Here is a 22,553-nt window from a genome sequence, read left to right as displayed (position 1 = left end):
TTCGCTGCCGCGGCGGCGGCCGGCTCGTCGGACGGTCAGACCGTGCGCTCGGTCACCGGGTACGGGACGAACGTGCTGCTGTTCTGGTCGATCCGCAGGGGCCTGCCGAGTGGCGGCGCACCCCGCTGGGGGCAGTCATCTGGTGCCCCTTCTCAGCCCTTGTCGCGTCCTGGGGCCCAGCCGGGCTGAGTACACGATGATCGTCCAGGAGACCTGCAGGGGCACCTCTACGAAACCGTACCGATGACACCCCCGCCCCTACTACACTGCGCACACGGCTGATTACACGCCGCACTTCGGGGCGGAATGGAGATCCGCGTCAGCGGGCATGGGGCGGCGAGCGACGACCTGCGAGAGCTGCGCCGCAGACTGACCGACGTAGAGGAACTACGAGGCCGGATCCGCAGCGTGGACGCTGAAGCGGGACCCGGCTCGCTGGGTACGTTCCTGGAAGCCCTGGCTGTCGACGCAGTCCGCGCCAGCGCCATCACTGCGATCGCGGGGGTGGTGGTGTCCTGGATCCGGCACAGAACAACCAACACAGTCATCAAACTGCGCCGGCCAGATGGTATCGAGGTCGAGGTGACCGCCGAGCGGGTGCGGAGGCTTGACTCGGCCGCCGTGCGCACCATCGTCGCCGAACTTTCCAACCTCGCCGAGGAACTGGGGAGGCAACCAGATGGTGGGCAAGCACCCGGCAGTGACTGACGGCATACCCCGCTGGAGCAGCATCCCCGGCTCCCGGGTGCTGCTGATGGGCACAGGACGGCATGCCCCGGGCTCTTCCTTGCCCGATGTGCCAGCCGTCGCTAACACCGTTGCCGATCTGGCCCAGGCGTACGTGGAACGCTGCGGCATCCCCCGCAGCGCAGTCCACACCGCGCTGGACCCAGCGACCCCGATGGAGTTGGGCGACGCCATCGCGGCCGCCGCCGAACGCGCCAGCGGTCTGCTCGTCGTCCACTACGTCGGCCACGGGCTGTTGAGCGATCAGGGCGTCCTGCATCTGGCGACCTGCTCGACCGATCCCCGACCCACCCGCCTGCCGCACACCTCGCTGCCGTACTCGACCATGCGGAGCTACCTTCGGCAGTATCTCGACGGTGGTCCTCACCGGCGCCTGGTGGTCGTCCTCGACTGCTGTTACTCGGGCCGGGCAACGGAGGGCCTGGACGGCATGGACGAGGTGATGCCACTGGCAGACATCTCCGGTGCTTATGTCATCGCCTCGGCCGGGCGCGACGAACACGCCCTCGCCCCCGAAGGCTCGAGGCACACCGCTTTCAGCGGCGCTCTCCTGCGGCTGCTCACCAGCGGCGACCCGGGCGGCCCCGCCGACTTCACTCTCGACCACACCTTCCGCCACCTTCAGCGCGAGCTGCCCGCCGCAGGCTTCCCGCGCCCCCGGCGTCTCACCGAGGGCCGCACCGGCGAACTCATCGTCGCTGCCAACCCCAGCTACCGGGCCGCCCCGTCAGCACCACCCTCCACGGAGGGCGGCGACCACAACGGCGCCGTGGAGACGAGCGTCTGCCCCTACAAGGGGCTGGCCGCCTTCGAAACGGCGGACTCGCCATGGTTCTTCGGCCGAGAGTCACTCACCCGCACCCTCACCGATGCCCTCGCTCGCAGCCACGACGACGGCCGGGTGCTCGCCGTACTGGGAGCCTCCGGTTCGGGGAAGTCCTCGCTGCTGCGTGCTGGGCTGCTGCCTGCGCTGAGCCGGGGCGAACTGGGGATCGCCGGTTCGGCCACCTGGCCGCGGGTGTTGCTCACCCCGACCGCCGACCTGCCGGCCGCGCTGGCCGAGGCGCTGTCCGGGCCCACGGGAATCCCCGCCCGACGTCTGGCGGAGATCCTGGCCGAGGATCCGCTCCGGCTGCTCGCCGCGCTGCGCGCGGGGGGTGGTCGTACGCCGGTCGTGATCGTCGTCGACCAGTTCGAGGAGGTGTTCACCCTCGCTGAGAGCGCCGGTCCCCGGGAAGCCTTCGTCCGCGCATTGCACGCCGCAGCCCACGGGGACGAGCACGGACCGGCCGCACTCGTCGTCCTCGGTGTCCGCGCCGACTTCTACGCGGAGTGCATGGCCGTTCCCGAACTCGTACCCTCATTGCGTGAACAGCCCGTCGTCGTGGGGCCGATGTCCACCGCCGAACTCCGCGACACTGTGGAAAAGCCGGCGGCACGGGCCGGATTCGCGCTCGAACCTGGCCTGGTCGACGTACTTCTCGGCGATCTGGGGGCATCACCCCTCACCAAGAGCCAGCACCAAGGGTCCTACGACGCAGGCCGGTTGCCGCTGCTTTCGCACGCGCTGAAGACCGCCTGGCAGCAGCGCACCGGCCCCATACTCACGGTCGCCGGGTACAAGGAGACAGGACGTATCCACGGGGCACTGGCCGCTACCGCCGAGCTCGCGATGTCCCGCCTGGACGAGGGGGGCCGCGACGCCGCCCGGGGTCTTCTGCTGCGCCTGGTGCGCATCGGCGAGGGCACCGAGGCGACCAAACGTCGGGCCGCCCGCTCCGAACTGCTCGCGGAAGTCCCCGACCCGGAGCGGGCCGCCGCCGTCCTCGCCGCGTTCACGACGGAGGACACCCGGCTCATCACCATGGAGCGCGACAGCGTGGAGATCATCCACGAGACGCTGCTGCACGCATGGCCCCAACTGCGCACCTGGATCGCGGAGAACACGACGAGACTTCGCACCGAACAGCAACTGACGGAGGCAGCCCACACCTGGGAGAGGGCGGGCCGCGACCCGTCCCTGCTACAGACCGGAAGCCGCCTCGCCCGCGCCGAAGCCTGGGCCGCCGAAGAGCCGATGGACAGCGGCAACCCGCTGGCCTTGGAATTCGTCCGGGCCGGCGGTCGTCGGCGGCGCAGATCCGCCCGACAGCGCCGGACCGCCGTGGCGGTGGTGCTGTGCGTTCTGGTGGCCGTCGCCACATCGTTGGGCGTGCTCTTCCGAAGCGCCGACGCACAGCGCCGCGAGGCCCAGTCCCAGCACCGCACGGCCACTGCCCGCGGACTGGTGTTCCAGGCCGAGTCCCTGCGCGCCACCGCCCCGGACACCGCCGTACGCCTGGGCATCGCCGCCCAGCGGCTCGGACCCGGTGACGACGCCCGGGCGAGCCTCATGACGACCCTCCTGACCCGTCACCAGCCCGATCTCCTCACCGCCCACACCGGTCCCGTCAAGGCCGTCGCATGCAGCGACGACGGCCACACCACAGCGACCGCAGGCACCGACCACGCAGTCCTGCTCTGGGACACCTCCGACCGTGCCCGCCCACGCCGCGTAGCCCGTCTGACAGGCCATCACGCACCGGTGCGGGCCCTCGCCTTCGCACCGGGCGGCGCATTGCTCGCGACCGGCGGCGAGGACCGCACGATCATCCTCTGGGATGTGTCAGATCCCTCCGAGCCGCGGCGCCTGAGCAGCATCACTGGCGCGACCAGCACCATCGAGGCGATCGCCGTCAGCCGCGACCGGCACACTCTGCTGAGCGGCGGAGCCGGCCGCTTCGGCATCCTGTGGGACATCACCGACCTCGGCCACCCCCGAAGAACCGCGACGCTGGAGGGCGGCACATACCGTCAGGTCCACGGCGTGGCCTTGACCCCCGATGGTCGCACCGCCGTGGTCGACGGCGCCGGAGAGAGCCCGTACATCTGGAAGATCAGCGACCCGAAGCGCCCGCGCAGAATCGGCTTCGCTCCCGGACGGGGCGCCGAAGAGGTCTACGCGGTCGCCATCGCGCCGGACGGACACACCCTCGCCGTCGCGTACAGCGACAACGAGGTCGTCCTGTGGGACATCCGGCAGCTCACAACAACCGACAACCAGCGCCAGCTGTCGGTCATTCGCGCCCACACCCGTCCTGTGCACGGGCTTGCCTTCAGCCCGGACGCCCGTACCCTCGCGACCGCCTCCGCCGACCACACCGCTCTGCTCTGGAATGTCACCGACCAGGCCCACCCCCGCCGGTTGGCCGTCCTCGCCGGTCACACCGGCCCGGTCAACTCGGTCACCTTCACTCCTGACGGCCGCACCGTGGTAACCGGCAGCGACGACGGTACGGCCGCCCTCTGGGACGCCACCGAAGAGGTACTCCCCCACCCCACTGCCGCCCTCAGCGCCCCCGACGGTCGTGTGCTCGGCGCCGTCCTCCCGCCCGGCGCACCCGCCCTGGCTGCCACGCTGGACGGCGCCGGACAGCACGTCGTTCTGTGGGAGGTCACCGAGCCCGACCGACGTCGGCGCCTCGCCTCCGTTCCGGCCGCCCAGCCCCTCTCGGTCGCCTTCAGCCCAGACGGTAAACGGATGGCCGTCGTGGACGACGAATCCACGAAGGTGGCGCTCTACGACCTCACCGATCCGACCAAACCGCAGCACGCGTCGACCCTCACCAACGACCACGGGTGGGTAGCTTCGGCGGTCTACGGACCCGACGGCCGTACCCTGGCGACCGTGACCCAGGGCCTCCTCGTAGATGACCCCACCTTTGGCACACCTGTCATCGACGCCGGTAAATCCGTCACCATCCTCTGGGACATCACCCGCCCCACCCGCCCAGAGCACGTCGCCGACATCCCCGCCGGACTGAACGGGTACGTCGTCTTCAGTCCGGACCGACGCACCCTGCTCTCGGTCGCTGACGGCGAAGCGGTCGTCCTGTGGGACGTGCGCATCCTGGCAAAGCCCCGGCGTCTGGGTAGCGTCGGTACAACCGGGAACGCCTTCGAGGGCGATCCCGCCGCGGCCTTCACCCCGGATGGAAAGATCCTCGCCCTCGCCCGTGACGACCGCCAGGCCGCCGTGCTCTACGACATTACCGAGCCGAACCAGCCCAAGGAACTGGCGAGCCTCGTCGGCCACGCCGACACCCCCCAGTCCTTGGCCTTCGGCGCCCACGGCCACCTGATCGCTACCTCGGCGAACGACGGAACCATGATCCTCTGGGACGTCACAGTTCCCTCCACCCCACGGCAACTCACCACCGTCACAGGGCCGACGACCAGCTCTTTCGGGCACCTGGCCTTCTCCCCCGACACCCGCACCCTCGTCAACATCGAAACCGACTACGACGAACCTCGAACGGGCTTCCTCTGGGACGTCACCCCCATCACCCAGTCCCTCACGGCCCCCACCACCCGCGCCTGCGCTCTCGTCCACCGCGGCCTCAACCCCGCCGAGTGGCAAAAAGCCACCGCCGGCCTGCCTTACCAGCAGACATGCCCCGCGTGATCTGCGCCCGGCCCACCATCCAGGACTGACCCTCCACCCTGACTCGGGTACGGACGAGCCTGACCGCACTGAACTTATGAGGACTACCAAGCAGCGGCCCTCCGCGACCCTGTTCTGCACCCGTGCATCCTGTCTCGAATTCGCGTCCAGCCCCTCGCACAGGTCACTGACCAGAGGGAGCCGGAGCTGTGTGAGTCGGTCAAGCGCGAGAAGACGCCCCCCGGCGTGCGAGCGAGGCTTCAGAACGGGCGCTCGGCGGTGCTCAGGACGCCGAATTCGGTGCCATCCATCACCTCCGAGAGCGCCTGCGGCACGCGGTGCATATGGCAGTGATGGGGATCTTTGAATCTGGCTCTGGCCGCAGTTTCGTGACGGCCTTGAAGCTGGGCCGGATACTCCTACGGCGCCCAAGCCGCCGTGCCCCGCACAGCAGGACCCGCCACCCCCTGTGCGAGGGGGGCCTGTGGGGAACCGAATAAGGTGGGTGGGCGTCCTCAAGCCCGTGATCAACGGTCCGAGGATGGCGGCACACGGGTGGAGACGCGGGGTGGCGGCCTCAGTAGTCGTGGTTCTGGCCGGGTGCGGGAGCAGCACGCCACAACCGGTCGGGGATCCTGATCCGGGCGGACGGTTGCTTGCGGCGATCAAGCCGGTGCTTGCCGTCGCTCCGGCGGGGGCTCATATCTCTTCGAGGTACGCGACCAAGCCGAGGTGGGACTCTTGTGATGGGATTGAGTCCGCTTACGGCTGGGACGAGCCAACGGTGGACCTGGAGTTCACGGGCGGGGGCACGGACGCGCAGGTCGTCGCGCATCTGAAGTCAGCCCTGCGAAAGTCGGGCTGGATCTTCGACACCGCGAACTCCGCGCCTACCGGGCCGTGGTACTGGCACAAGACCGTGGCCAGGCACGTCCAGGGCACCGTGCAACTGCTGGGCGGTTCGGCCTTCAACCCCTCCGACTGGGACCTCCAGGCCACCACTCCCCCGGCCACCCACCCGGTCACCGGCTGTTGAACTGTTCCCCACCTCCTACAACCGCTTGTCGGCGAGTGCAGGAGAACTGAGCACTGCGCACCCAATCAAGATCATTCGCGCAATCGCGGCCACATCCTTGAAAGCGGCTCTGTCCGCAGTTCCGTGAACGGACATATGGCAGGGAGCGCACGTGACGCATGTGGCACTCTGGCCGGATGGCAGAGAGCGACCGGGAACGCGCGGAGGGCTGGATCTGGAACGAGAACGTCCAGCTCTTCTTGGCTCTCCTGGCGCGTTACGCCGGCTATGACTTCGATGGAACCGACTGGCAGGCAGTCGAACTCGGCCTTGAGGCCACTGATGATGAGCACCTGGAGTGCTGGTACAGCTATCCACTCGTCGGATCGGACCATCACCTTGAAGTGCGCCTTGCCAAGGCCGTGGGTGGCGATGAGGTTTCTGTCCGCGTGGAGGGAACTTCCAACCCTGAGCTGCTGCTGAGGGCCGGGGCTGGGACGGGGTGGTCTGGGGTGGGTGAGGTCTCTCTTGCGGGCGGGAACAGGTGGTGCGGGAGCGGGCTCAGGGTTCGATGGCGAGGTGTTCGATGAGGTCGTCGCGGAGCGTGAACCGATAGTGGAGATCGATGGTGCCGCCGGGGAAGTTGCCTTCGAGGTGGTGTGTGGCGATGTAGTGGGCGGTGTCGGTCTGCTGGGCGTTCGTGAGGTGGATGGTGTAGGTGAATTCGGTGGCGGATCGGTCCAGCCACCGCTCGATCGCGGTGCTGCCCTGGTAGGTGTTGCCGTCGTCGATCACTGTGGCGTCGTCGGTGAACGTCGTGACCGCGATGGCGGTGTCGTGGGTGCGGTGCGCTGTGAGGTAGCGGGTGATCACCGCGGGCAGGTCGTCCGGGGTGATGGTCCGGGGCTGGCTGTCGTGCATGACGCTCCTGATGATGGTGGCGGGTTCAGACGGTGGGGGTGGTGCCGCCGTCGATGACGTGTTCGGCGCCGACGATGGCCGAGGCACGGTCGGAAACGAGGAAGGCGACGAGTTCGGCGACCTCCTCGGGACGGTTGGGGCGGCCGAGCGGGATGCCTCCCAGCGAGTCCATGAGCCGGCCCAGCGCCGCTTCCTGGCTGATGCCGGCGTCGTGGGCGATCCGGGCGACGAGGTTGTCGGCAGCCGAGGTCTGGACGAAGCCGGGCGAGACGGTGTTGACGCGGACGCCGTGCGGGGCGACCTCGTTGGCCAGGCCCTTGCTGTACGTGGTCAGGGCAGCCTTGGCGGCGGCGTAGGCCAGGGTGCCGTTCCACAGCGGCATGCGGCGCTGGATCGAGGTGACGTGCACGACCGAGCCCCTGCCCGTGGCGATCATGTGCGGGAGGAGTGCGCGGTCCAGGCGGACGGCGGCCAGCAGGTTCGTGTTCAGCTCCCTGGCCCAGTCGTCCTCGCCGAGCGCGGCGAATCCTCCTGCCGGTGCCTCGGAGCCGCCGAGGGTGTTGACCAGGATGTCGACGCCTCCCACGCGGGCGTCCACCTCGGAGGCGACGTGGGCGGCGCCCTGGGCGGTGGACAGGTCGGCGGCGATGAACGTCTTCTCCTCGACGTCGTCGGGGCGGCTGCGGGCGGTGACCAGCACGGTCGCGCCGGCCTCGGCGAGCCGTCGGGCGATCGCGGCTCCGGTGCCCTTGGTGCCGCCGGTGACCAGAGCGCGTCGGCCTTCGAGGGATTCGCTGATGGATGTGGTCACGGTGTGCTCCGTTCCCGGGCGCGGGTATAGGATGCGCCGCTCCCGTCCTGACTGCTAAAATAGAAGCTACTAACTTCGACTTTAGCAGTAACTGAGGGGATGGTCGCCGTGGCAAGCCGGATCAGGCTGGAGGACCGGGAGTGCCCGCTGTCCACGACGGTGGAACACGTCGGCGAGTGGTGGACCCTGCTGATCCTCCACGACGCCTTCGACGGCTACACCCGCTTCGACCAGTTCCAGGAGAGCCTGGGCATCTCCTCCAGCATGCTCACCACCCGGCTGAAGACCCTGGTCGCGGACGGACTGCTGGAGCGCCGGCCCTACCAGATCAGCCCCGTCCGGCACGAGTACGTACTCACCGAACTCGGGCGCTCGCTGCGCCCGGTGATCGTCACCCTGGCCGCGTGGGGCAATGCCCGCCTCACGCCGACGGAGCGCAGCATGATCCTCGTCGACGCGCACAGCGGCGAGGAAGTCGAGCCCGTCGTCGTCGACGCCAAAACCGGCCGCCGACTCGACGACAGCGCCGCCTACGTCTTCACCGCGGGCCCCGCAGCCAGCGACGCCATGCGCAGCCGCTACGCGGCACGGCCGACCATTCCCGCGGAAGAGGCGTAAGTCCGCCCTGAAGAGCCTCGTACAGCCTTGAGCAGGGCCGCGAGCACGGGCTGCACCTGACCAGCCTCGCGGCACCGGCTTGTCACCGGCGTGATACCTGCCAACCCTCCCCGGTCGTCGAGAACTGGATCAAGTGAGGCGGGGAGCAATACCGGTCGTTTCCAAGGGTCTGGGCGGAATTTCGTGACGGTCACGATCGTGTAGTCCTTGGCCAGCGCGTTTGGCAGTGGGAACGCCCAGGTCATGGGGGATCTGTTCGCGTTAAAGGACGTGCTGTTCCCGGATGCTGTGGGGATGGTGCTGGAACGGTTGTCCGAGGTCAGCGAGGTCGTTGTGGCCGAAGCCCACAGCGCCATAACGGAGTTGACATGCCCAGACTGCGCGACTGCCTCGCGTCGGGTGCACAGCCGCTACAGGCGGCGGCTCGCCGAGTATCCAGTCGGCGGGCGGCGCGTGGTGGTGAAGCTGGAGGTCCGGCGGTTCTTCTGCGATGCCGCCGGATGCGGGCGGCGCACATTCGTCGAGCAGGTCCAGGGTCTGACCACGCGCTATGCCCGAGCCAGCCCCGGTGTGAAGACGCTGTGGCGGTCCGTTGCGCTCACAGCGGGCGGCCGGCCGGGGATGCGCTTGCTGGCCGTTCCCACCGGCCGGCCCGCCTGCTCGGCCAACTGCACGCGCCCGACGTCCCCACCCGGAGCCCGCGAGTGCTGGGCGTCGACGACTTCGCCTTCCGCCGCTCGCGCACCTACGGAACCATCCTGCTCGACGTCGAGACGTCCACGCCCATCGACCTGTTGCCCGACCGCACCAGCGAGACGCTCGCTGCCTGGCTCACCGCACATCCCCGCGCCGAGGTCATCTGCCGGGACCGCGACAGCGGCTACAGCCGCGCGATCAAGGAGGCAGCACCGGACGCCACCGAGGTGGCCGACCGCTGGCACATGCTTCAGAACCTGTCAGCCGCGGTCGAGAAGACATGCCACCAGCACCGCTCCTGCCTGCACAAATACGCTCTGGACGATGTGGACGCACCTGCGCCGCCGACCGCACCGCCCAGGGAACTGCTGCCGCTGAGGCCGCCGCTCGACACCATCCCCAACACCCCGCTCATGCAGCGGGTGACCGAACGGCATGCGGAGATCCACCGATTACGCGAGGCGGCGTGGACGATCAGCGCCATCGCCCGCCGGTTCGGACTGGACCGCAAGACCGTCCGCCGCTACCTGACCACTGATCTCGAGGTGCTGATCGCCTCGGCCCGCGACCGCCGCCCCCGCCAACTCGACTCCTACCGGCCCTACCTGCAACAACGATTCGCTGACGGCTGCAGCAACGCCGCCCAGCTCTACCGAGAGATCCACGAGCACGGCTACCGCGGCAACCATCAGGCCGTCCGCCTCTACATCCGCTCCGCCGGCTCGCCCGGCAACGGATCAACGGGCTGTTCGCGATGCTCCGCGACGGCACCTTCTACGAACTCCGAACCCCACGCCTCGCTTGACGAAAGACATAGAGGCCCCCCGGGTTCTGCAGCCACTCACGCGACCCCGGGGTGATGACGTTTGATCATGCTATTGACCTGCAACAACGCACCTACCGGGCGCATGGAAAGCGATTCGACCCGAATTCGACCCCGCCCCCTCCCACCACGGCAACGACCAGCTTCGATCTGCAACTATGTGAATTCTGCCGCTGTACCAGCCGTATGCAGTCGGGGAGTTGCCACAAAGGAGCTAGACCGGTCATTCGCCGCAAATCATCGAAGCTGCGGCGACATGAGCCGCAGGTGAAGAACGGAAGACATGGCGGCACCCTTCACTGAGGTCGAGCACCGAGGCGCATTCAGATCTGGCCTCTGAACAGGCCTTTTATATCAAACCTTCCGTGAGGCGGAAGGGGTGTTGCGGCGCCGCGACGCCCTTCCGGACGATGTCGCCACCACCCAACGACGGGAGCCGCAACGATGCCGCACATGACCGCCTTCGCCAGGAACCAGTGGTACGTCGCCGCCTACAGTCACGAGGTCGGGCGGGAGTTGCTCGGGCGGGCGATCCTCGGGGAACCTCTTGTGTTCTACCGGGCGGAGGAGGACGGCGCGCCCGTCGCGTTGAGCGACCGCTGTGTGCACCGACGCTACCCGCTGTCGGAGAGCGGGCTCGACGGCGACCGGATCGTGTGCGGGTACCACGGGTTCACCTACGACCGCACGGGCGCGTGCGTGTACGTGCCGGGACAGAAACGCATCCCGCGCACCGCCCGGGTGGCCTCCTACCCGGTGGTCGAGCAGGACTCGCTGGTGTGGGTGTGGGTCGGCGACCCGGCCCTCGCCGACCCGCGGTCCATACCGCGGGCCCGCCACCTCGACGCCCCCGGCTGGACGACCGTCCGCGGCATGGAGCCCATCGACGCCGACTACGGCCTCCTCGTCGACAACCTCCTCGACCTCTCCCACGAGACCTATCTGCACGGCGGCTACATCGGCACCCCCGAGGTCGCCGAGACCCCCATCACCACGGAGGTCGACGAGGGCGCCGGGATCGTGCGGGTCAGCCGGCACATGGACGACGCCGAGTGCCCGCCGTTCTACGCCCGTTCGACCGGGATCGCGGGGCGCATCACACGCTGGCAGGACATCGAGTACCACGCGCCGTGCCTGTATCTGCTGCACAGCCGGATCGCCCCGGTCGGCGTCCTGCCGGAGGCCGACGGCAGCGACCCGAACGGCTTCCACACCGAGATCACCTACGCGATCACCCCGTCCGGGGACGGCAAGGTGTACGACTTCTGGATGGTCTCCCGGGACTGGGCGACCGACGACGCCGAGGTCACCGAGTTCCTGCGGAGCAACAACCACACGGTGGTGATGCAGGACGTGGACGCCCTCAACCTCCTCCAGCGGACGCTGGGTTCGGAGCGGGCCGGCTACCAGGAGCTGAGCATCAACATCGACACCGGTGGCCTCGCCGCCCGCCGTATCCTCGCCCGGCTGGTCGAGGAGGGCGACAAGCCCGTGGAGAAGGTCCTGTGAGCGCACCGACCGGTGAGGTCTACCGCATCGACTGGCTGCCGGGCACCGACGTCCTGCACGGCACCTGCCACTGCGGCGCCGAGCACACCGCCCAGGACCCGGTCGAGATGTGGGAGTGGATGCTCGGCCACCCCGAAGGCCACCAGCCCCAGCCCCAGCCACGGCCCCAGCCCCAGTCCCCGGAGCGCGCCTCATGAGCCTGTACGAGGCCGAACTCGTCGTGGCCGAGCGCGAGTCGGCGGCGGACGGGGTCGTCGCCCTGACCCTGCGGCATCCACTGGGCGAGGAACTGCCCGGCTGGGACCCCGGATCCCATGTCGATGTCGTGCTCGGACCTGAGCTGGAGCGGCAGTTCTCGCTCTGCGGGGATCCCGGGGACCGGTCCGGCTGGCGGGTCGCGGTGCTCAGGGAGCCGGACGGGCGCGGCGGATCCGCCTACGTCCACGAGCAGTTGCGCGTCGGCGACAAGGTGCGGGTGCGCGGGCCGCGCAACCACTTCCGGCTCGAACCCGCACCCCGCTACCGGTTCCTCGCGGGCGGCATCGGCATCACCCCGATCCTGCCGATGCTCGCCGCCGCGGAGGCCGCGGGCGCCGAGTGGACGCTGCTGTACGGCGGGCGGACCCGCCGGTCCATGGCGTTCACCGGCGAGTTGGCGCGGTACGGGGCGGAGCGGGTCACCGTCGCCCCGCAGGACGAGACCGGGCTGCTGGACCTGGCCGCCGTACTCGACGACGTCCCGGACGGCACCCTCGTGTACTGCTGCGGTCCGGGGCCGCTCCTCGACGCGGTGGAGGCGCGCTGCCCGGCCGGGCTGCTGCGGGTCGAGCGGTTCCAGCCGAAGGCCCGACAGGCGGGCGAGGAGCGGGAGTTCGAGGTCGTCCTCGCGCAGAGCGGTCGTGCCCTCACGGTCGCGCCCGGTGTCTCCGTGCTCGACACCGTCCGGGCCGCCGGGGTCGAGGTGCTCTACTCCTGCACCGAGGGCACCTGCGGGACGTGCGAGACGGATGTCCTGGAGGGCGACCCGGATCACCGGGACTCGGTGCTCACCGAGGAGGAACGGGCGGCCGGGGAGACCATGCTCATCTGCGTGTCGCGGTGCCGGGGGGCGCGTCTGGTACTGGATCTGTGATCCGCAGGTCCGCCTCGATCCGTGCCACCGCCGCCAGCAGGTGCGGCAGCAGATCGCGGCGGGCCGCCGCGGCGGACATCCGGCCGGAGTGCATCGCGAGGGTCGCTCCGGCCACCACCCGGCCGCTCCGGTCCCGTACCGGGGCGGCCATCGTGCTGACGCCGGGCTCGGGATCGCCTTCCAGCAGCACGCAGTCGGGTTGCGGCTCCCCGGCCAGCAACAGCCGCCCCGCCGCCGTCCCGTGCGCCGGGAAGCGTGTCCCGACCGCGATCGTGGCCGCCATCACCCGCCGGGGCCGGGCGGCGGCGACCGGCACCACGGCGTCGCCGTCCGGCAGGCACAGCGCCGCCGACTCCCCCGTCAGTTCGGCGAGTTGTGCCAGATGCGGCTGTGCGAGGTTGGGCAGGTCCAGGCCGGCGAGGTAGGCGTAGCCGAGTTCCAGGACGCGCGGGGTGAGGCGGAAGCGGCGGCCGTCCGAGTGGACGTAGCCGAGGTCGGCGAGGGTGAGCAGCAGGCGGCGGGCGGCGGCGCGGGTGAGGTCGCAGGCGCGGGCCACCTCGCTGAGCGTGCGCGCCGGATGCTCGGCGTCGAAGGCCCGGATGACGGCCAGGCCGCGCTCGAAGGACCTGACGAAATGCGGTGCGCGAGCATCCCTCGACATCATCGCCTCCCGGTCCGACGCGGTCCGACACGGACAACACGGTGAGAGCGCGGTTCGATAACTGTCAACAATTTTGTCAGCTAAACCCATTGACCGGGTTGTACGGCCGGTTCTACCGTCCCGCTGAGCACCAATCGAGCACCAGTGTGCGCACAGCGCACAGCCTGTCGGAACACCGTTGTCTGCACAGGAGGAGCCATGCGTCGTCTGCTCGCCGGTCTCGCGACCGGCACCTTCCTGCTCGCCACGGCGGCCTGCGGCTCCTCCGGGGGTTCGTCGTCCACCTCGACCTCGTCGGGCGGCACCACCACCGTCAAGGTGGGGATCATCCCCATCGTCGACGTCGCCCCCCTCTATCTCGGCCAGAAGGAGGGCTTCTTCAGCAAGCGCGGCCTGAAACTGTCGATGACACTCGCCCAGGGCGGCGCGGCCATCGTGCCCGGCGTGACGAGCGGTCAGTTCCAGTTCGGCTTCAGCAACATCACCTCGCTGATGATCGCGCAGTCCAGCAACGTGCCGGTGCAGGCGATCGCCAACGGCGTGGCCTCGACGGGCGTGGCGGGCAAGGACTTCGGCGGTCTCGTCGTGAAGAAGGGCAGCAGCATCACCTCGCCGAAGCAGCTGGAGGGCAAGAAGGTCGCCGTCAACACGCTGAAGAACATCAACGAGACCGCGGTCCGCGAGTCCGTGCGCAAGGCGGGCGGCGATCCGGACAAGGTGCAGTTCGTCGAGCTCGCCTTCGACCAGATGCCGGCCGCGCTCGACAAGGGCCAGATCGACGCCGCGATGGCTGTCGAACCAGCCCTTGCGACCATGAAGCTCCAGGGCGCCACCGAGATCGCCTCGCCGCTGGTCGACGTGGCGAAGAACCTCACCGTCGCCATGTACTTCACCTCGACGTCGTACGCGCAGAAGAACCCCGCTGTCGTGAAGAAGTTCCAGGCGGCCGTCGCGGAGTCGCTGTCCTACGCCGACGCGCACTCGGACGAGGTCCGGCAGATCGTCACCACCTACACCAAGACACCCGCGAACGTCCTGGCCGCGGTGACGCTGCCCAAATGGCCCGCCGAAGCGAACCGTTCCTCGATCGAGACGCTGGAGAAACTCAGCGAGCAGGACGGCCTCTTCAAGACGGCACCCGACCTGGACAAGCTGCTGCCGTGAAGGGTCTCAACACCGCGTTGGGTGCGGCCGGGCTCGCGGTCTTCCTCGCCCTGGGCGAGGCGGTGCCGCGGCTCGGCCTGGTCAAGGCCGACTACTTCCCGCCGACCAGCCGGATCGCCCGCGCCCTCGGCACCGAACTCGCCGACGGCGCCTTCTGGTCGGCGCTCGGCGACACCCTCACCGGCTGGGCGGTGGGCCTGGCCGTCGCGGTCGGCGCCGGCATCGCGGCCGGGGCCGCCCTCTCGATCGTCCCGCACCTGCGCGAGGCCACCGCCTCCACCATCGAGTTCCTCCGCCCGATCCCCTCGGTCGCCCTGATCCCCCTCGCGATCCTCCTCTACGGCACCGAACTCCGCTCGGTCCTCCTGCTCGTCGTCTACGCCTCCTTCTGGCAGGTGCTGATCCAGGTGATGTACGGCGTCCAGGACGTCGACCCGGTCGCCGAGGAGACGGCACGGTCGTACGGTCTCGGCACCTGGGCCCGGGTCCGCCACGTGCTGTGGCCGACCGCGCTGCCGTACGTGATGACCGGCGTCCGGCTGGCCGCGGCGGTCGCGCTGATCCTCACCATCACCGCCGAACTGGTCATCGGCGCACCGGGGTTGGGGCAGCAGATCGCGGTCGCCCAGGCCTCCCAGGCGGTGCCGGACATGTACGCCCTGATCGTGGTGACCGGGCTTCTCGGACTGGTCATCAACGTGGGCGCCCGGTCGGTGGAACGGCGGGCGCTGGCCTGGCACCAGTCGGTGCGCGGGGAGGTGGCGGTGTGAGGCGGCTGCTGCTCAGAGTGGTGTACGTACTGGCCCTGCCCGCGCTGCTGGTCGCGCTGTGGTGGGCGGCCTCGGCCGGCAGCACGAACGTCTACTGGCCGCCGCTGCGCACGATCCTGAAGACCTTCCCGGACGTCTGGACCGGCCGGCGGCTCCACGACGACCTGCTGCGCAGTGTGCTGCGACTGCTCGCCGGGTACGCGACGGCGGCCGTCGCCGGCGTGGCCCTGGGCACGGTCATCGGCTCGTACCGGCGGGTGCGGGCGGTGTGCGAACCGGTCCTGGAGTTCCTGCGGGCGGTGCCGCCGCCGGTGCTCGTCCCGGTCATCATGCTGTTCGCGGGCATCGGCGACACCATGAAGATCGTGGTGATCGCCAGCGGCTGCGTCTGGCCGATCCTGCTCAACACGGTCGAGGGCGTGCGGGCGGTCGACCCGGTGATGGCCGAGACGGCCCGCTCCTACGGCATCACGGGCGCGGCCCGGCTGCGTACGCTGGTACTGCGTTCGGCGAGCCCGCAGATCTTCGCGGGCCTGCGGCAGGCGCTGTCGATCGGGATCATCCTGATGGTCATCAGCGAGATGTTCGCGGCCAGCAACGGGCTCGGCTACACCATCGTGCAGTTCCAGCGCGGCTTCGCGATCCCCGACATGTGGACCGGGATCCTGCTGCTGGGCCTGCTCGGCTTCGCGCTGTCGGTGGTCTTCCAGCTGGTCGAGCGGCGGGTGCTCGGCTGGTACCACGGGCTGCGCGCGACAACCCGGCGGTCCTGAATGAACCTCGCGAAGGGGCGGGTCATGCTCGACGTACGCGGCCTGAAGAAGGTCTACGACGGATCCGGCCGCCGTATCGAGGCGGTGCGGGACCTCACCTTCACCGTGACGGCGGGCGAACTCGTCTGCCTGGTCGGCCCGTCGGGCTGCGGCAAGACCACCCTGCTGAAGTGCATGGGCGGCCTGCTCACCCCGACCGGCGGCGAAGTCCTCCTGGAGGGCCGGAAGGTGACCGGTCCGCCTCCCGGCATGGCGTTCGTCTTCCAGGAGTACGGGCGCAGCCTGTTCCCCTGGATGCGGGTCGCCGAGAACGTCGAACTCCCCCTGAAGCAGAAGCACTTGCCCCGCGAGCGGCGGAAGGCACTCGTCACCGACGCGCTCGGCTCGGTCGGTCTCGCGGACGCCGCCGGCGCCTACCCGTGGCAGCTCTCCGGCGGTATGCAGCAGCGGGTGGCGATCGCCCGCGCCCTCGCCTACGAACCCCAGGTGCTCCTGATGGACGAGCCGTTCGCCGCCGTCGACGCCCAGACCCGGGCCGATCTGGAGGACCTGGTCCGGGGGTTGTGGCGGGAGCGCGGGATCACCATCCTGTTCGTCACGCACGACATCGACGAGGCCGTCTACCTGGGCCAGCGGGTGATCGTGCTCTCCGCCTCCCCGACCGTCGTCCAGGAGCAGCTGAAGGTCGATCTGCCGGACGAGCGCGACCAGTTGCACACACGGGTCGCCCCGCGCTTCGCCGAACTGCGGACCCACGTCTACGAGCAGATCCAGGCGGCGAAGCGCGGGGTTCCCCGGGGGGAGGACCCGGTCACGAAGTCAGATACGCCTCCACCTCACTGAACTGGCCGGCCGGCCAGCCGTTGTTGGCGGTGACGGTCAGCCGCAGATAGCGCAGGTTGGTGGAACTGGGCAGCGGCACGGTGACGGTGTTGCCGGTGGCCGGGTCGAAGCGGTAGCCCGTGGAGCCCACCACGGTCGAGTAGTTCGAGCCGTCGGTGCTGCCGAGGACGGTGATGGTCTGGGTGCGCGCGCTCCAGGCCGAGGACGGGGGCAGTTTCAGCACCAGCCGGCGGGCCGCGTAGGCGGAGCCGAGGTCGACGGTCAGGGACTGCGGGAAGGCGTTGTTGGTGGACTCCCAGTAGCTGTTCGCGTCGCCGTCGACCGCCTTGCCGGGCGTGTAGACGTCCTGCGAGCCGGTGGCGGTCGCCGGGCGGCCCTTGGCGAGGTTGCGGTTCGGGTCCGGGTCGGGGTCGCCCTGTCCGGGCGTCGGCCAGGTGGAGCAGTCCGACCAGGTGCTGGACCAGCCGGAGTTGCCGCCGCCGTCGGTGAGCGCGAAGGAGCCGGAGTTCGCCGGGTAGGGGCAGTTGTAGATGCCGGCCGCGCCGACGCCGGTGGCGGTGACGTTGCGGAAGGCGGCGGCGCCCTGCGCCTCGGCCTGCACCACGACCGTCCCGGTGTTCTGCACGGTCGCGCCGGTCACGTTGACGTTCCGGACCGGGTACCCCTGCCCGCCGCCGGAGACGAACTCGAAGGCGCTGTACGGGCTGTTGGTGATCGTGGTGTTGGTGATGTCGACGGTGGCGTTGATGGCGCTGTCGTAGGAGTCGACGCGCAGCGCGCCCATCGGGTGGTTCCAGTTGGGGTTCATCGCGCCGGTGCGCACGAGCGTGTTGCCGTCGACCGTGATGGTGCCGGACAGCGGGGAGAACGGGTCGAGGAACTTCTGGTTGGAGATGGCGATACCGCTGCCGAGGGCGTTGGTGTCGGAGACCAGGTTGTTCCTCACCGAGAGGTCGGTGCCGCCGTAGATCGCGATGCCGTTGGCCAGGTTCGGCTGGGAGATGGTGTTGTTGGTGAAGCTGGAGTTGGAGTCGGGCGAGTTCAGGGACCACATGGCGAGGGAGTCGTCGCCCTGGTTGCGCAGGAAGTTGTTGCGGACCTGGACGCCGTGGGCGTTGCCGTTGAGGTTGAGGCCGTCGGCGGTGGTGTCGAGGATGCGGTTGTTCTCGACGACGAGGTTGTCGTTGTTGCCGGTCAGCCAGAACCCGCACTTGAGGTGCTGGATCCACATGCCGGACACGGAACTGTTCGGCCCGAGCGAGCCGTTGACGAAGTTGTCCGGGTTGGAGTCGACGCGTTCGGTGACCTCGCCGATGACCGCGAAGTTGTTGATGTGGACGTTCCCCGAGGAGCTGGTCTGGTCGATGAACCGCGAGGTGTGCACGACCGAGTACCAGCTGCCGGCGCCGAGCAGGGTCACGTTCTGTACGCCGCTGAGCGAGGACGTCAGCTTGTAGTCGCCCGGCGGGATCCACACCGTGCCGCCCTGGGCGGCGGAGATGGCGTCCCGGAAGGCCTGGGTGGAGTCGCCGTTGCCGCTGGGGTCGGCGCCCTTGGAGACGACGGAGACCGATCCGGCGGGCTGTGCGGCGGCCCCGGCGACCTGCTCGAAGTCGGCCACGTCGACGGTGACCTGGGTGCCGGTGGACTCGAAGGCGACCTTGTCGCCGGCCTGGATGTTCTGGCCGAGCAGCAGCCGGGCGTTGTCGAAGAAGTGGTGCTGCTTGGCGCCGGCGATCCAGCCGGTGTCCACGTAGGAGTACTTGGAGGTGACGGCGAGGGTCTTCGCGAGCTTCACCCCGTTGACGTACACGTTCAGCGTGCCGGTCTGCCCGTCAGGGACGCTGTAGGAGAGGTTCACGGCGTTGGACGCCTGGGGTGCGGTGAACTCGACCCGCTGCCCGGAGGTCAGGCGCACGGCCTGGCGTCCGGAGGCCTCGGAGGCGAGGGTCCCCTGCGTGTAGTCCGGGCCGATCTTGGTGCCGGTGGTGGTCGCCGACTCCGCCTCGGCCGAGGTGAAGGGGAGGCTCGCGCCCGCGGCCGCGTGGGCGGCGGGCGCGAGGGCCACGAGCATGCCCGCGGCGAGCGCAACGGCGGCCGCAATAGCTGGCATGCTCCTGACAGATCTGGCGGTGCTGCTCTGCATGTGCTGATCCCTTCGGTGTGGGGGGACGGGGATAGCGCGAGCGGTACCGGCGGCTCAGTTCGTCAGCCAGACCGCCGTGTCCTGCGGCAGCCGGCCTTCGTCGTCCAGCGGGCCGCTGCCGAGCAGGAGTCGGGAGTGGGCGGGGAGTTCGGCGGGGGTGGCGGCGAGGTTGACCACGCACGTCACGTCCGCACGGGTGAAGGCGAGGACGCCGTCGGGGGCGGGCAGCCAGGTCAGCGGGCCGTCGCCGAAGCGCGGGCGCAGGGCGACGGCGCGGCGGTAGAGGGCCAGCATGGAGTCGGCGTCACCCTGCTGGCGGTCGACGGCGTACGACTCCCACCCGGCCGGCTGCGGCAGCCACGGCTCCTCGCGGGAACCGAAGCCCGCGTACGGCGCCCCGGCCGCCCAGGGCAGCGGCACCCGGCAGCCGTCCCGGCCGGGGTCGGTGCCGCCGGACCGGAAGTACATCGGGTCCTGGATGCGGTCGGCCGGGATCTCCGCCTCGGGCAGCCCCAGTTCCTCGCCCTGGTAGATGTAGACCGCGCCGGGCAGGGCCAGGGACAGCAGGGCCGCCGCGCGGGCCCGGCGGGTCCCGAGAGCGAGGTCCGTCGGCACGCCGAAGGCCTTCGCCGCGAAGTCGAAGCCGGTGTCCTGACGGCCGTACCGGGTGGCCGTACGGGTCACGTCGTGGTTGCACAGCACCCAGGTGGCGGGGGCGCCGACCGGGGCGTGCTCGGCGAGGGTGGTGTCGATCGAGTTCCGCAGCCGGGCCGCGTCCCAGGGGCAGGACAGGAAGGAGAAGTTGAAGGCGGTGTGGAGTTCGTCGGGCCGCAGGTAGCGGGCGAAGCGTTCGGCGTCGGGGAGCCAGACCTCGCCGACGAACACGCCGTCGTAGTGGTCGGCGACCGTGCGCCAGGAGCGGTAGATGTCGTGGAGTTCGTCGCGGTCGACGAAGGGGTGGGGGTGCGGGTGCGTGGCCAGGTCGGGCAGGTCCGGGTCCTTGGCCAGCAGGGCCGCCGAGTCGATGCGGACACCCGCGACGCCCCGCTCGAACCAGAAGCGCAGGATGTCCTCGTGCTCCTGGCGGACGGCCGGGTGGGCCCAGTTGAGGTCGGGCTGTTCGGGGGTGAAGAGGTGCAGGTACCACTCGCCGTCGGGCAGCCGGGTCCACACCGGTTCGGTGGAGCCGGCGAACTGCGACGGCCAGTCGTTGGGCGGCAGGTCGCCGTTCGGGCCGCGGCCGGGCCGGAAGTGGAACAGCTCGCGCTCCGGGCTGCCCGGTCCGGCGGCCAGCGCGGCCTGGAACCAGGAGTGCTGGTCGGAGACGTGGTTGGGGACGATGTCGACGATCGTCCGGATGCCCAGTTCCCGGGCCTCCGCGATGAGTTTCTCGGCCTCGGCGAGGGTGCCGAAGGCCGGGTCGATGGCCCGGTAGTCGGCGACGTCGTAACCGCCGTCCTTCATCGGTGACGGGTACCAGGGGCTGAACCACAGTGCGTCCACCCCGAGTTCGGCGAGGTACGGCAGCTTGGCGCGGACGCCCGCGAGGTCGCCGGTGCCGTCGCCGTCGCTGTCGGCGAAGCTGCGGACGTACACCTGGTAGATGACGGCCGAGCGCCACCAGTCGTGGTCCTCGTGGCCCTTCGGGGCATGGCTGGGCTGTCCCACGGTGCGAACCTTTCTGTCGGAGGAAGGGCCGTCAGCCCTTGGTGCTGCCCGCGCTGATTCCGGCGATGATGTGCCGCTGGAAGACGAGGAACAGCGCGACCATCGGAATGCTGGCGATCACCATGGCGGCGATGAGCACGGTGAGCTGGATGTTCTGCGAAAGCTGGACCAGGGCCACGCTGATGGGCTGCTTGTCGGTGTCGGAGAAGACCATCAGCGGCCACAGGAAGTCCTGCCAGACCGCGACCAGGGCGAAGATCGACACCACTCCGAGGACCGGGCGGGACATGGGCAGCACCACGGACCAGAGGATGCGCAGCTTTCCGGCGCCGTCGATCTCGGCGGCCTCCAGCACGTCGCGGGGCAGCTGGTCGAAGAACCGCTTCAGCAGATACAGGTTGAAGGCGTTGGCGACGGCCGGCAGCCAGATGCCGAGCGGGTCGTTGAGCAGGCTGGTGTGGATGAACGGCAGGTCGGCGGCGGTCAGGTACTTGGGTACGACCAGGGCCTGGGCCGGGACCATCAGGGTGGCCAGGATGCCGCCGAGGATCACCTTGCCGAAGGCCGGTCTGAGTTTGGACAGGGCGTAGGCGGCGGCCGTGCAGAAGACCAGCTGGAAGGCCCAGGCGCCGGCGGCCTGCACCACCGTGTTCCACAGGTGCTCCGGGAGCTGCATCAGGTCCCAGGCGTCGGTGTAGCCGGACAGGTGCCAGTGCTTGGGGACGATGGTGGGCGGGGTCTGGGCGACCTCGTCCGGTGACTTCATCGCCCCGGTCACCATCCAGTACACGGGGAACAGGAAGGCGAGCGCGAAGAGCAGGACGACACCGGTGAAGACGGTCCAGTAGATCGCCCTCCCGCGTGGACGGGCCAGCGTCGCCGGGGAGATCAGGGTGCGGGTGGCGCTGCTCATCCGTCCTCCCCGGAGCGGGTCAGCCGCAGGTATCCGGCCGAGAAGATGCCGAGCAGCACCAGGAGCATCACGCTGAGCGCGCAGGCGCCGCCGAAGTCGTTGTAGAGGAAGGCGTACTTGTAGATCAGGTAGAGCACGGTGACCGTGGCGTTCTCCGGGCCGCCCCCGGTGATGACGAACGGCTCGGTGAACACCTGCATGGTGGCGATGATCTGAAGGAGCATCAGCATGAGGATGACGAACCTGGTCTGAGGGATCGTCACGTGCCGGATGCGCTGGAGCAGGCTGGCGCCGTCGAGTTCGGCGGCCTCGTAGAGCTCGCCCGGGATGGACTGCAGCGCGGCCAGGTAGATCAGGACCGTGCCGCCCATGTTGGCCCAGGTCGCCACGATCACCAGGGAGATGAGCGCGGTGCCGGTGCCGTTGGTCCAGTTCGAGGTGGGCAGGTGCAGGAAGCGCAGGGTCTCGTTGGCGAGGCCGGCTCCCGGGTCGTAGAACCACTTCCACAGCAGGGCGCTGACCACCGGCGGGATCATCACCGGGAGGTAGACCACGACCCGGAAGAACGCCCTGGCGTGCCGCAGTTCGTTGAGGACCAGGGCGAGGACGAACGGGATCGCGAAGCCGATCAGCAGGGCCAGCAGGGTGAAGGTGAGGGTGTTGCGCCAGGCCGCCGAGAACTCGGGGTCGTGCAAAACCCGGGTGAAGTTGGCGGTGCCGACCCACTCGGCGGACGAGCCGGGCGTGTACTTCTGGAAGGAGATCACGACCGCGCGGATCGCCGGGTACCAGGAGAACAGGGCGAAGCAGATCAGTCCGCCGAGCAGGAAGCCGTAGGCGCGGACCTGGTCGGTGATCCC

The 22,553-nt window shown here is 69.5% G+C and carries 19 protein-coding genes and 2 pseudogenes; 14 read left to right on the top strand and 7 right to left on the bottom strand.

Features of this window, described 5'->3' with window-relative positions:
* Positions 1 to 306 precede the first annotated feature (306 nt).
* From ACWGKQ_RS33110 to ACWGKQ_RS33095, 4 genes are all read left to right on the top strand, one after another.
* On the top strand, positions 307 to 708 hold the full coding sequence (locus ACWGKQ_RS33110) for an effector-associated constant component EACC1 (protein ID WP_453295701.1): 402 nt from the start codon (positions 307 to 309) through the stop codon (positions 706 to 708).
* Positions 680 to 5,251 carry a caspase, EACC1-associated type gene (locus ACWGKQ_RS33105; protein ID WP_453295700.1) on the top strand — a complete coding sequence of 1,524 codons (4,572 nt, stop codon included), beginning with the start codon at positions 680 to 682 and terminating at the stop codon, positions 5,249 to 5,251. Before ACWGKQ_RS33110 ends, ACWGKQ_RS33105 begins: the two co-directional genes overlap by 29 nt.
* Positions 5,252 to 6,014: 763 nt before the next feature.
* The gene (locus ACWGKQ_RS33100) at positions 6,015 to 6,266 is read left to right on the top strand and encodes a hypothetical protein (protein WP_453295699.1); all 252 of its coding nucleotides are present in this window, start codon (positions 6,015 to 6,017) and stop codon (positions 6,264 to 6,266) included.
* Between the two features lie 176 nt (positions 6,267 to 6,442).
* A complete protein-coding gene (locus tag ACWGKQ_RS33095; protein WP_453295698.1) occupies positions 6,443 to 6,835 on the top strand; it encodes a hypothetical protein in 393 nt (130 codons plus the stop codon).
* Here ACWGKQ_RS33095 and ACWGKQ_RS33090 read toward each other — a convergent pair.
* Both ACWGKQ_RS33090 and ACWGKQ_RS33085 read right to left on the bottom strand, forming a co-directional pair.
* Complete coding sequence (locus tag ACWGKQ_RS33090; protein WP_453295697.1) at positions 6,807 to 7,166, bottom strand: nuclear transport factor 2 family protein; 360 nt, start codon at positions 7,164 to 7,166, stop codon at positions 6,807 to 6,809. The two genes, ACWGKQ_RS33095 and ACWGKQ_RS33090, sit on opposite strands and share 29 nt — an antisense overlap.
* A 25-nt stretch (positions 7,167 to 7,191) precedes the next feature.
* Complete coding sequence (locus tag ACWGKQ_RS33085) at positions 7,192 to 7,977, bottom strand: SDR family oxidoreductase (protein WP_453295696.1); 786 nt, start codon at positions 7,975 to 7,977, stop codon at positions 7,192 to 7,194.
* 99 nt (positions 7,978 to 8,076) lie between these two features.
* Between ACWGKQ_RS33085 and ACWGKQ_RS33080 the strand changes: the two genes are divergently transcribed.
* From ACWGKQ_RS33080 to ACWGKQ_RS33055, 6 genes and pseudogenes are all read left to right on the top strand, one after another.
* Positions 8,077 to 8,595 (top strand): winged helix-turn-helix transcriptional regulator, encoded by a 519-nt coding sequence (locus ACWGKQ_RS33080; RefSeq protein WP_453295695.1) that lies wholly within the window; start codon positions 8,077 to 8,079, stop codon positions 8,593 to 8,595.
* Between the two features lie 243 nt (positions 8,596 to 8,838).
* Positions 8,839 to 9,078: pseudogene (locus tag ACWGKQ_RS33075) on the top strand (transposase family protein); the annotation flags it as partial.
* Positions 8,964 to 9,590 (top strand): annotated as a pseudogene (locus ACWGKQ_RS33070) (transposase); the annotation flags it as partial. The pseudogenes ACWGKQ_RS33075 and ACWGKQ_RS33070, both read left to right, overlap by 115 nt.
* Before the next feature lie 968 nt (positions 9,591 to 10,558).
* Positions 10,559 to 11,623 carry a Rieske 2Fe-2S domain-containing protein gene (locus tag ACWGKQ_RS33065; RefSeq protein WP_453295694.1) on the top strand — a complete coding sequence of 355 codons (1,065 nt, stop codon included), beginning with the start codon at positions 10,559 to 10,561 and terminating at the stop codon, positions 11,621 to 11,623.
* On the top strand, positions 11,620 to 11,820 hold the full coding sequence (locus tag ACWGKQ_RS33060; protein WP_453295693.1) for a hypothetical protein: 201 nt from the start codon (positions 11,620 to 11,622) through the stop codon (positions 11,818 to 11,820). Before ACWGKQ_RS33065 ends, ACWGKQ_RS33060 begins: the two co-directional genes overlap by 4 nt.
* Positions 11,817 to 12,755, top strand: a complete 939-nt coding sequence (locus ACWGKQ_RS33055) for a PDR/VanB family oxidoreductase (RefSeq protein WP_453295692.1) — start codon at positions 11,817 to 11,819, stop codon at positions 12,753 to 12,755. The genes ACWGKQ_RS33060 and ACWGKQ_RS33055 overlap by 4 nt, the downstream gene beginning before the upstream one ends.
* Here ACWGKQ_RS33055 and ACWGKQ_RS33050 read toward each other — a convergent pair.
* Positions 12,706 to 13,416, bottom strand: a complete 711-nt coding sequence (locus ACWGKQ_RS33050) for an IclR family transcriptional regulator domain-containing protein (RefSeq protein WP_453295691.1) — start codon at positions 13,414 to 13,416, stop codon at positions 12,706 to 12,708. The two genes, ACWGKQ_RS33055 and ACWGKQ_RS33050, sit on opposite strands and share 50 nt — an antisense overlap.
* A 198-nt stretch (positions 13,417 to 13,614) precedes the next feature.
* Here ACWGKQ_RS33050 and ACWGKQ_RS33045 point away from each other — a divergent pair, with 198 nt between their 5' ends.
* From ACWGKQ_RS33045 to ACWGKQ_RS33030, 4 genes are read left to right on the top strand one after another with little or no spacing between them, the layout of a single operon-like run.
* A complete protein-coding gene (locus ACWGKQ_RS33045; RefSeq protein WP_453295690.1) occupies positions 13,615 to 14,580 on the top strand; it encodes an ABC transporter substrate-binding protein in 966 nt (321 codons plus the stop codon).
* Positions 14,577 to 15,350, top strand: a complete 774-nt coding sequence (locus ACWGKQ_RS33040) for an ABC transporter permease (RefSeq protein WP_453295689.1) — start codon at positions 14,577 to 14,579, stop codon at positions 15,348 to 15,350. The genes ACWGKQ_RS33045 and ACWGKQ_RS33040 overlap by 4 nt, the downstream gene beginning before the upstream one ends.
* Positions 15,347 to 16,123, top strand: coding sequence for an ABC transporter permease (locus ACWGKQ_RS33035; RefSeq protein WP_453295688.1), 777 nt, complete (start codon positions 15,347 to 15,349; stop codon positions 16,121 to 16,123). Before ACWGKQ_RS33040 ends, ACWGKQ_RS33035 begins: the two co-directional genes overlap by 4 nt.
* 24 nt (positions 16,124 to 16,147) lie before the next feature.
* Positions 16,148 to 16,966, top strand: a complete 819-nt coding sequence (locus ACWGKQ_RS33030) for an ABC transporter ATP-binding protein (RefSeq protein WP_453295687.1) — start codon at positions 16,148 to 16,150, stop codon at positions 16,964 to 16,966.
* Here the strand turns inward: ACWGKQ_RS33030 and ACWGKQ_RS33025 are convergent.
* The 4 genes from ACWGKQ_RS33025 to ACWGKQ_RS33010 form a co-directional block, all read right to left on the bottom strand.
* Positions 16,935 to 19,112 (bottom strand): discoidin domain-containing protein, encoded by a 2,178-nt coding sequence (locus ACWGKQ_RS33025; protein WP_453295686.1) that lies wholly within the window; start codon positions 19,110 to 19,112, stop codon positions 16,935 to 16,937. The genes ACWGKQ_RS33030 and ACWGKQ_RS33025 overlap by 32 nt on opposite strands.
* Before the next feature lie 54 nt (positions 19,113 to 19,166).
* Entirely contained in the window at positions 19,167 to 20,780 is a 1,614-nt protein-coding gene (locus ACWGKQ_RS33020; RefSeq protein ID WP_453295685.1) for a glycoside hydrolase family 13 protein, read from the bottom strand.
* 31 nt (positions 20,781 to 20,811) lie between these two features.
* A complete protein-coding gene (locus ACWGKQ_RS33015) occupies positions 20,812 to 21,693 on the bottom strand; it encodes a carbohydrate ABC transporter permease (protein ID WP_453295684.1) in 882 nt (293 codons plus the stop codon).
* The coding region (locus tag ACWGKQ_RS33010) for a carbohydrate ABC transporter permease (RefSeq protein ID WP_453295683.1) at positions 21,690 to 22,553 on the bottom strand (864 nt) is incomplete at its 5' end. The genes ACWGKQ_RS33015 and ACWGKQ_RS33010, both read right to left, overlap by 4 nt.

It is taken from the genome of Streptomyces sp. NPDC054770, assembly GCF_053611985.1.
This window is presented reverse-complemented; position numbering and strand designations above follow the sequence as displayed.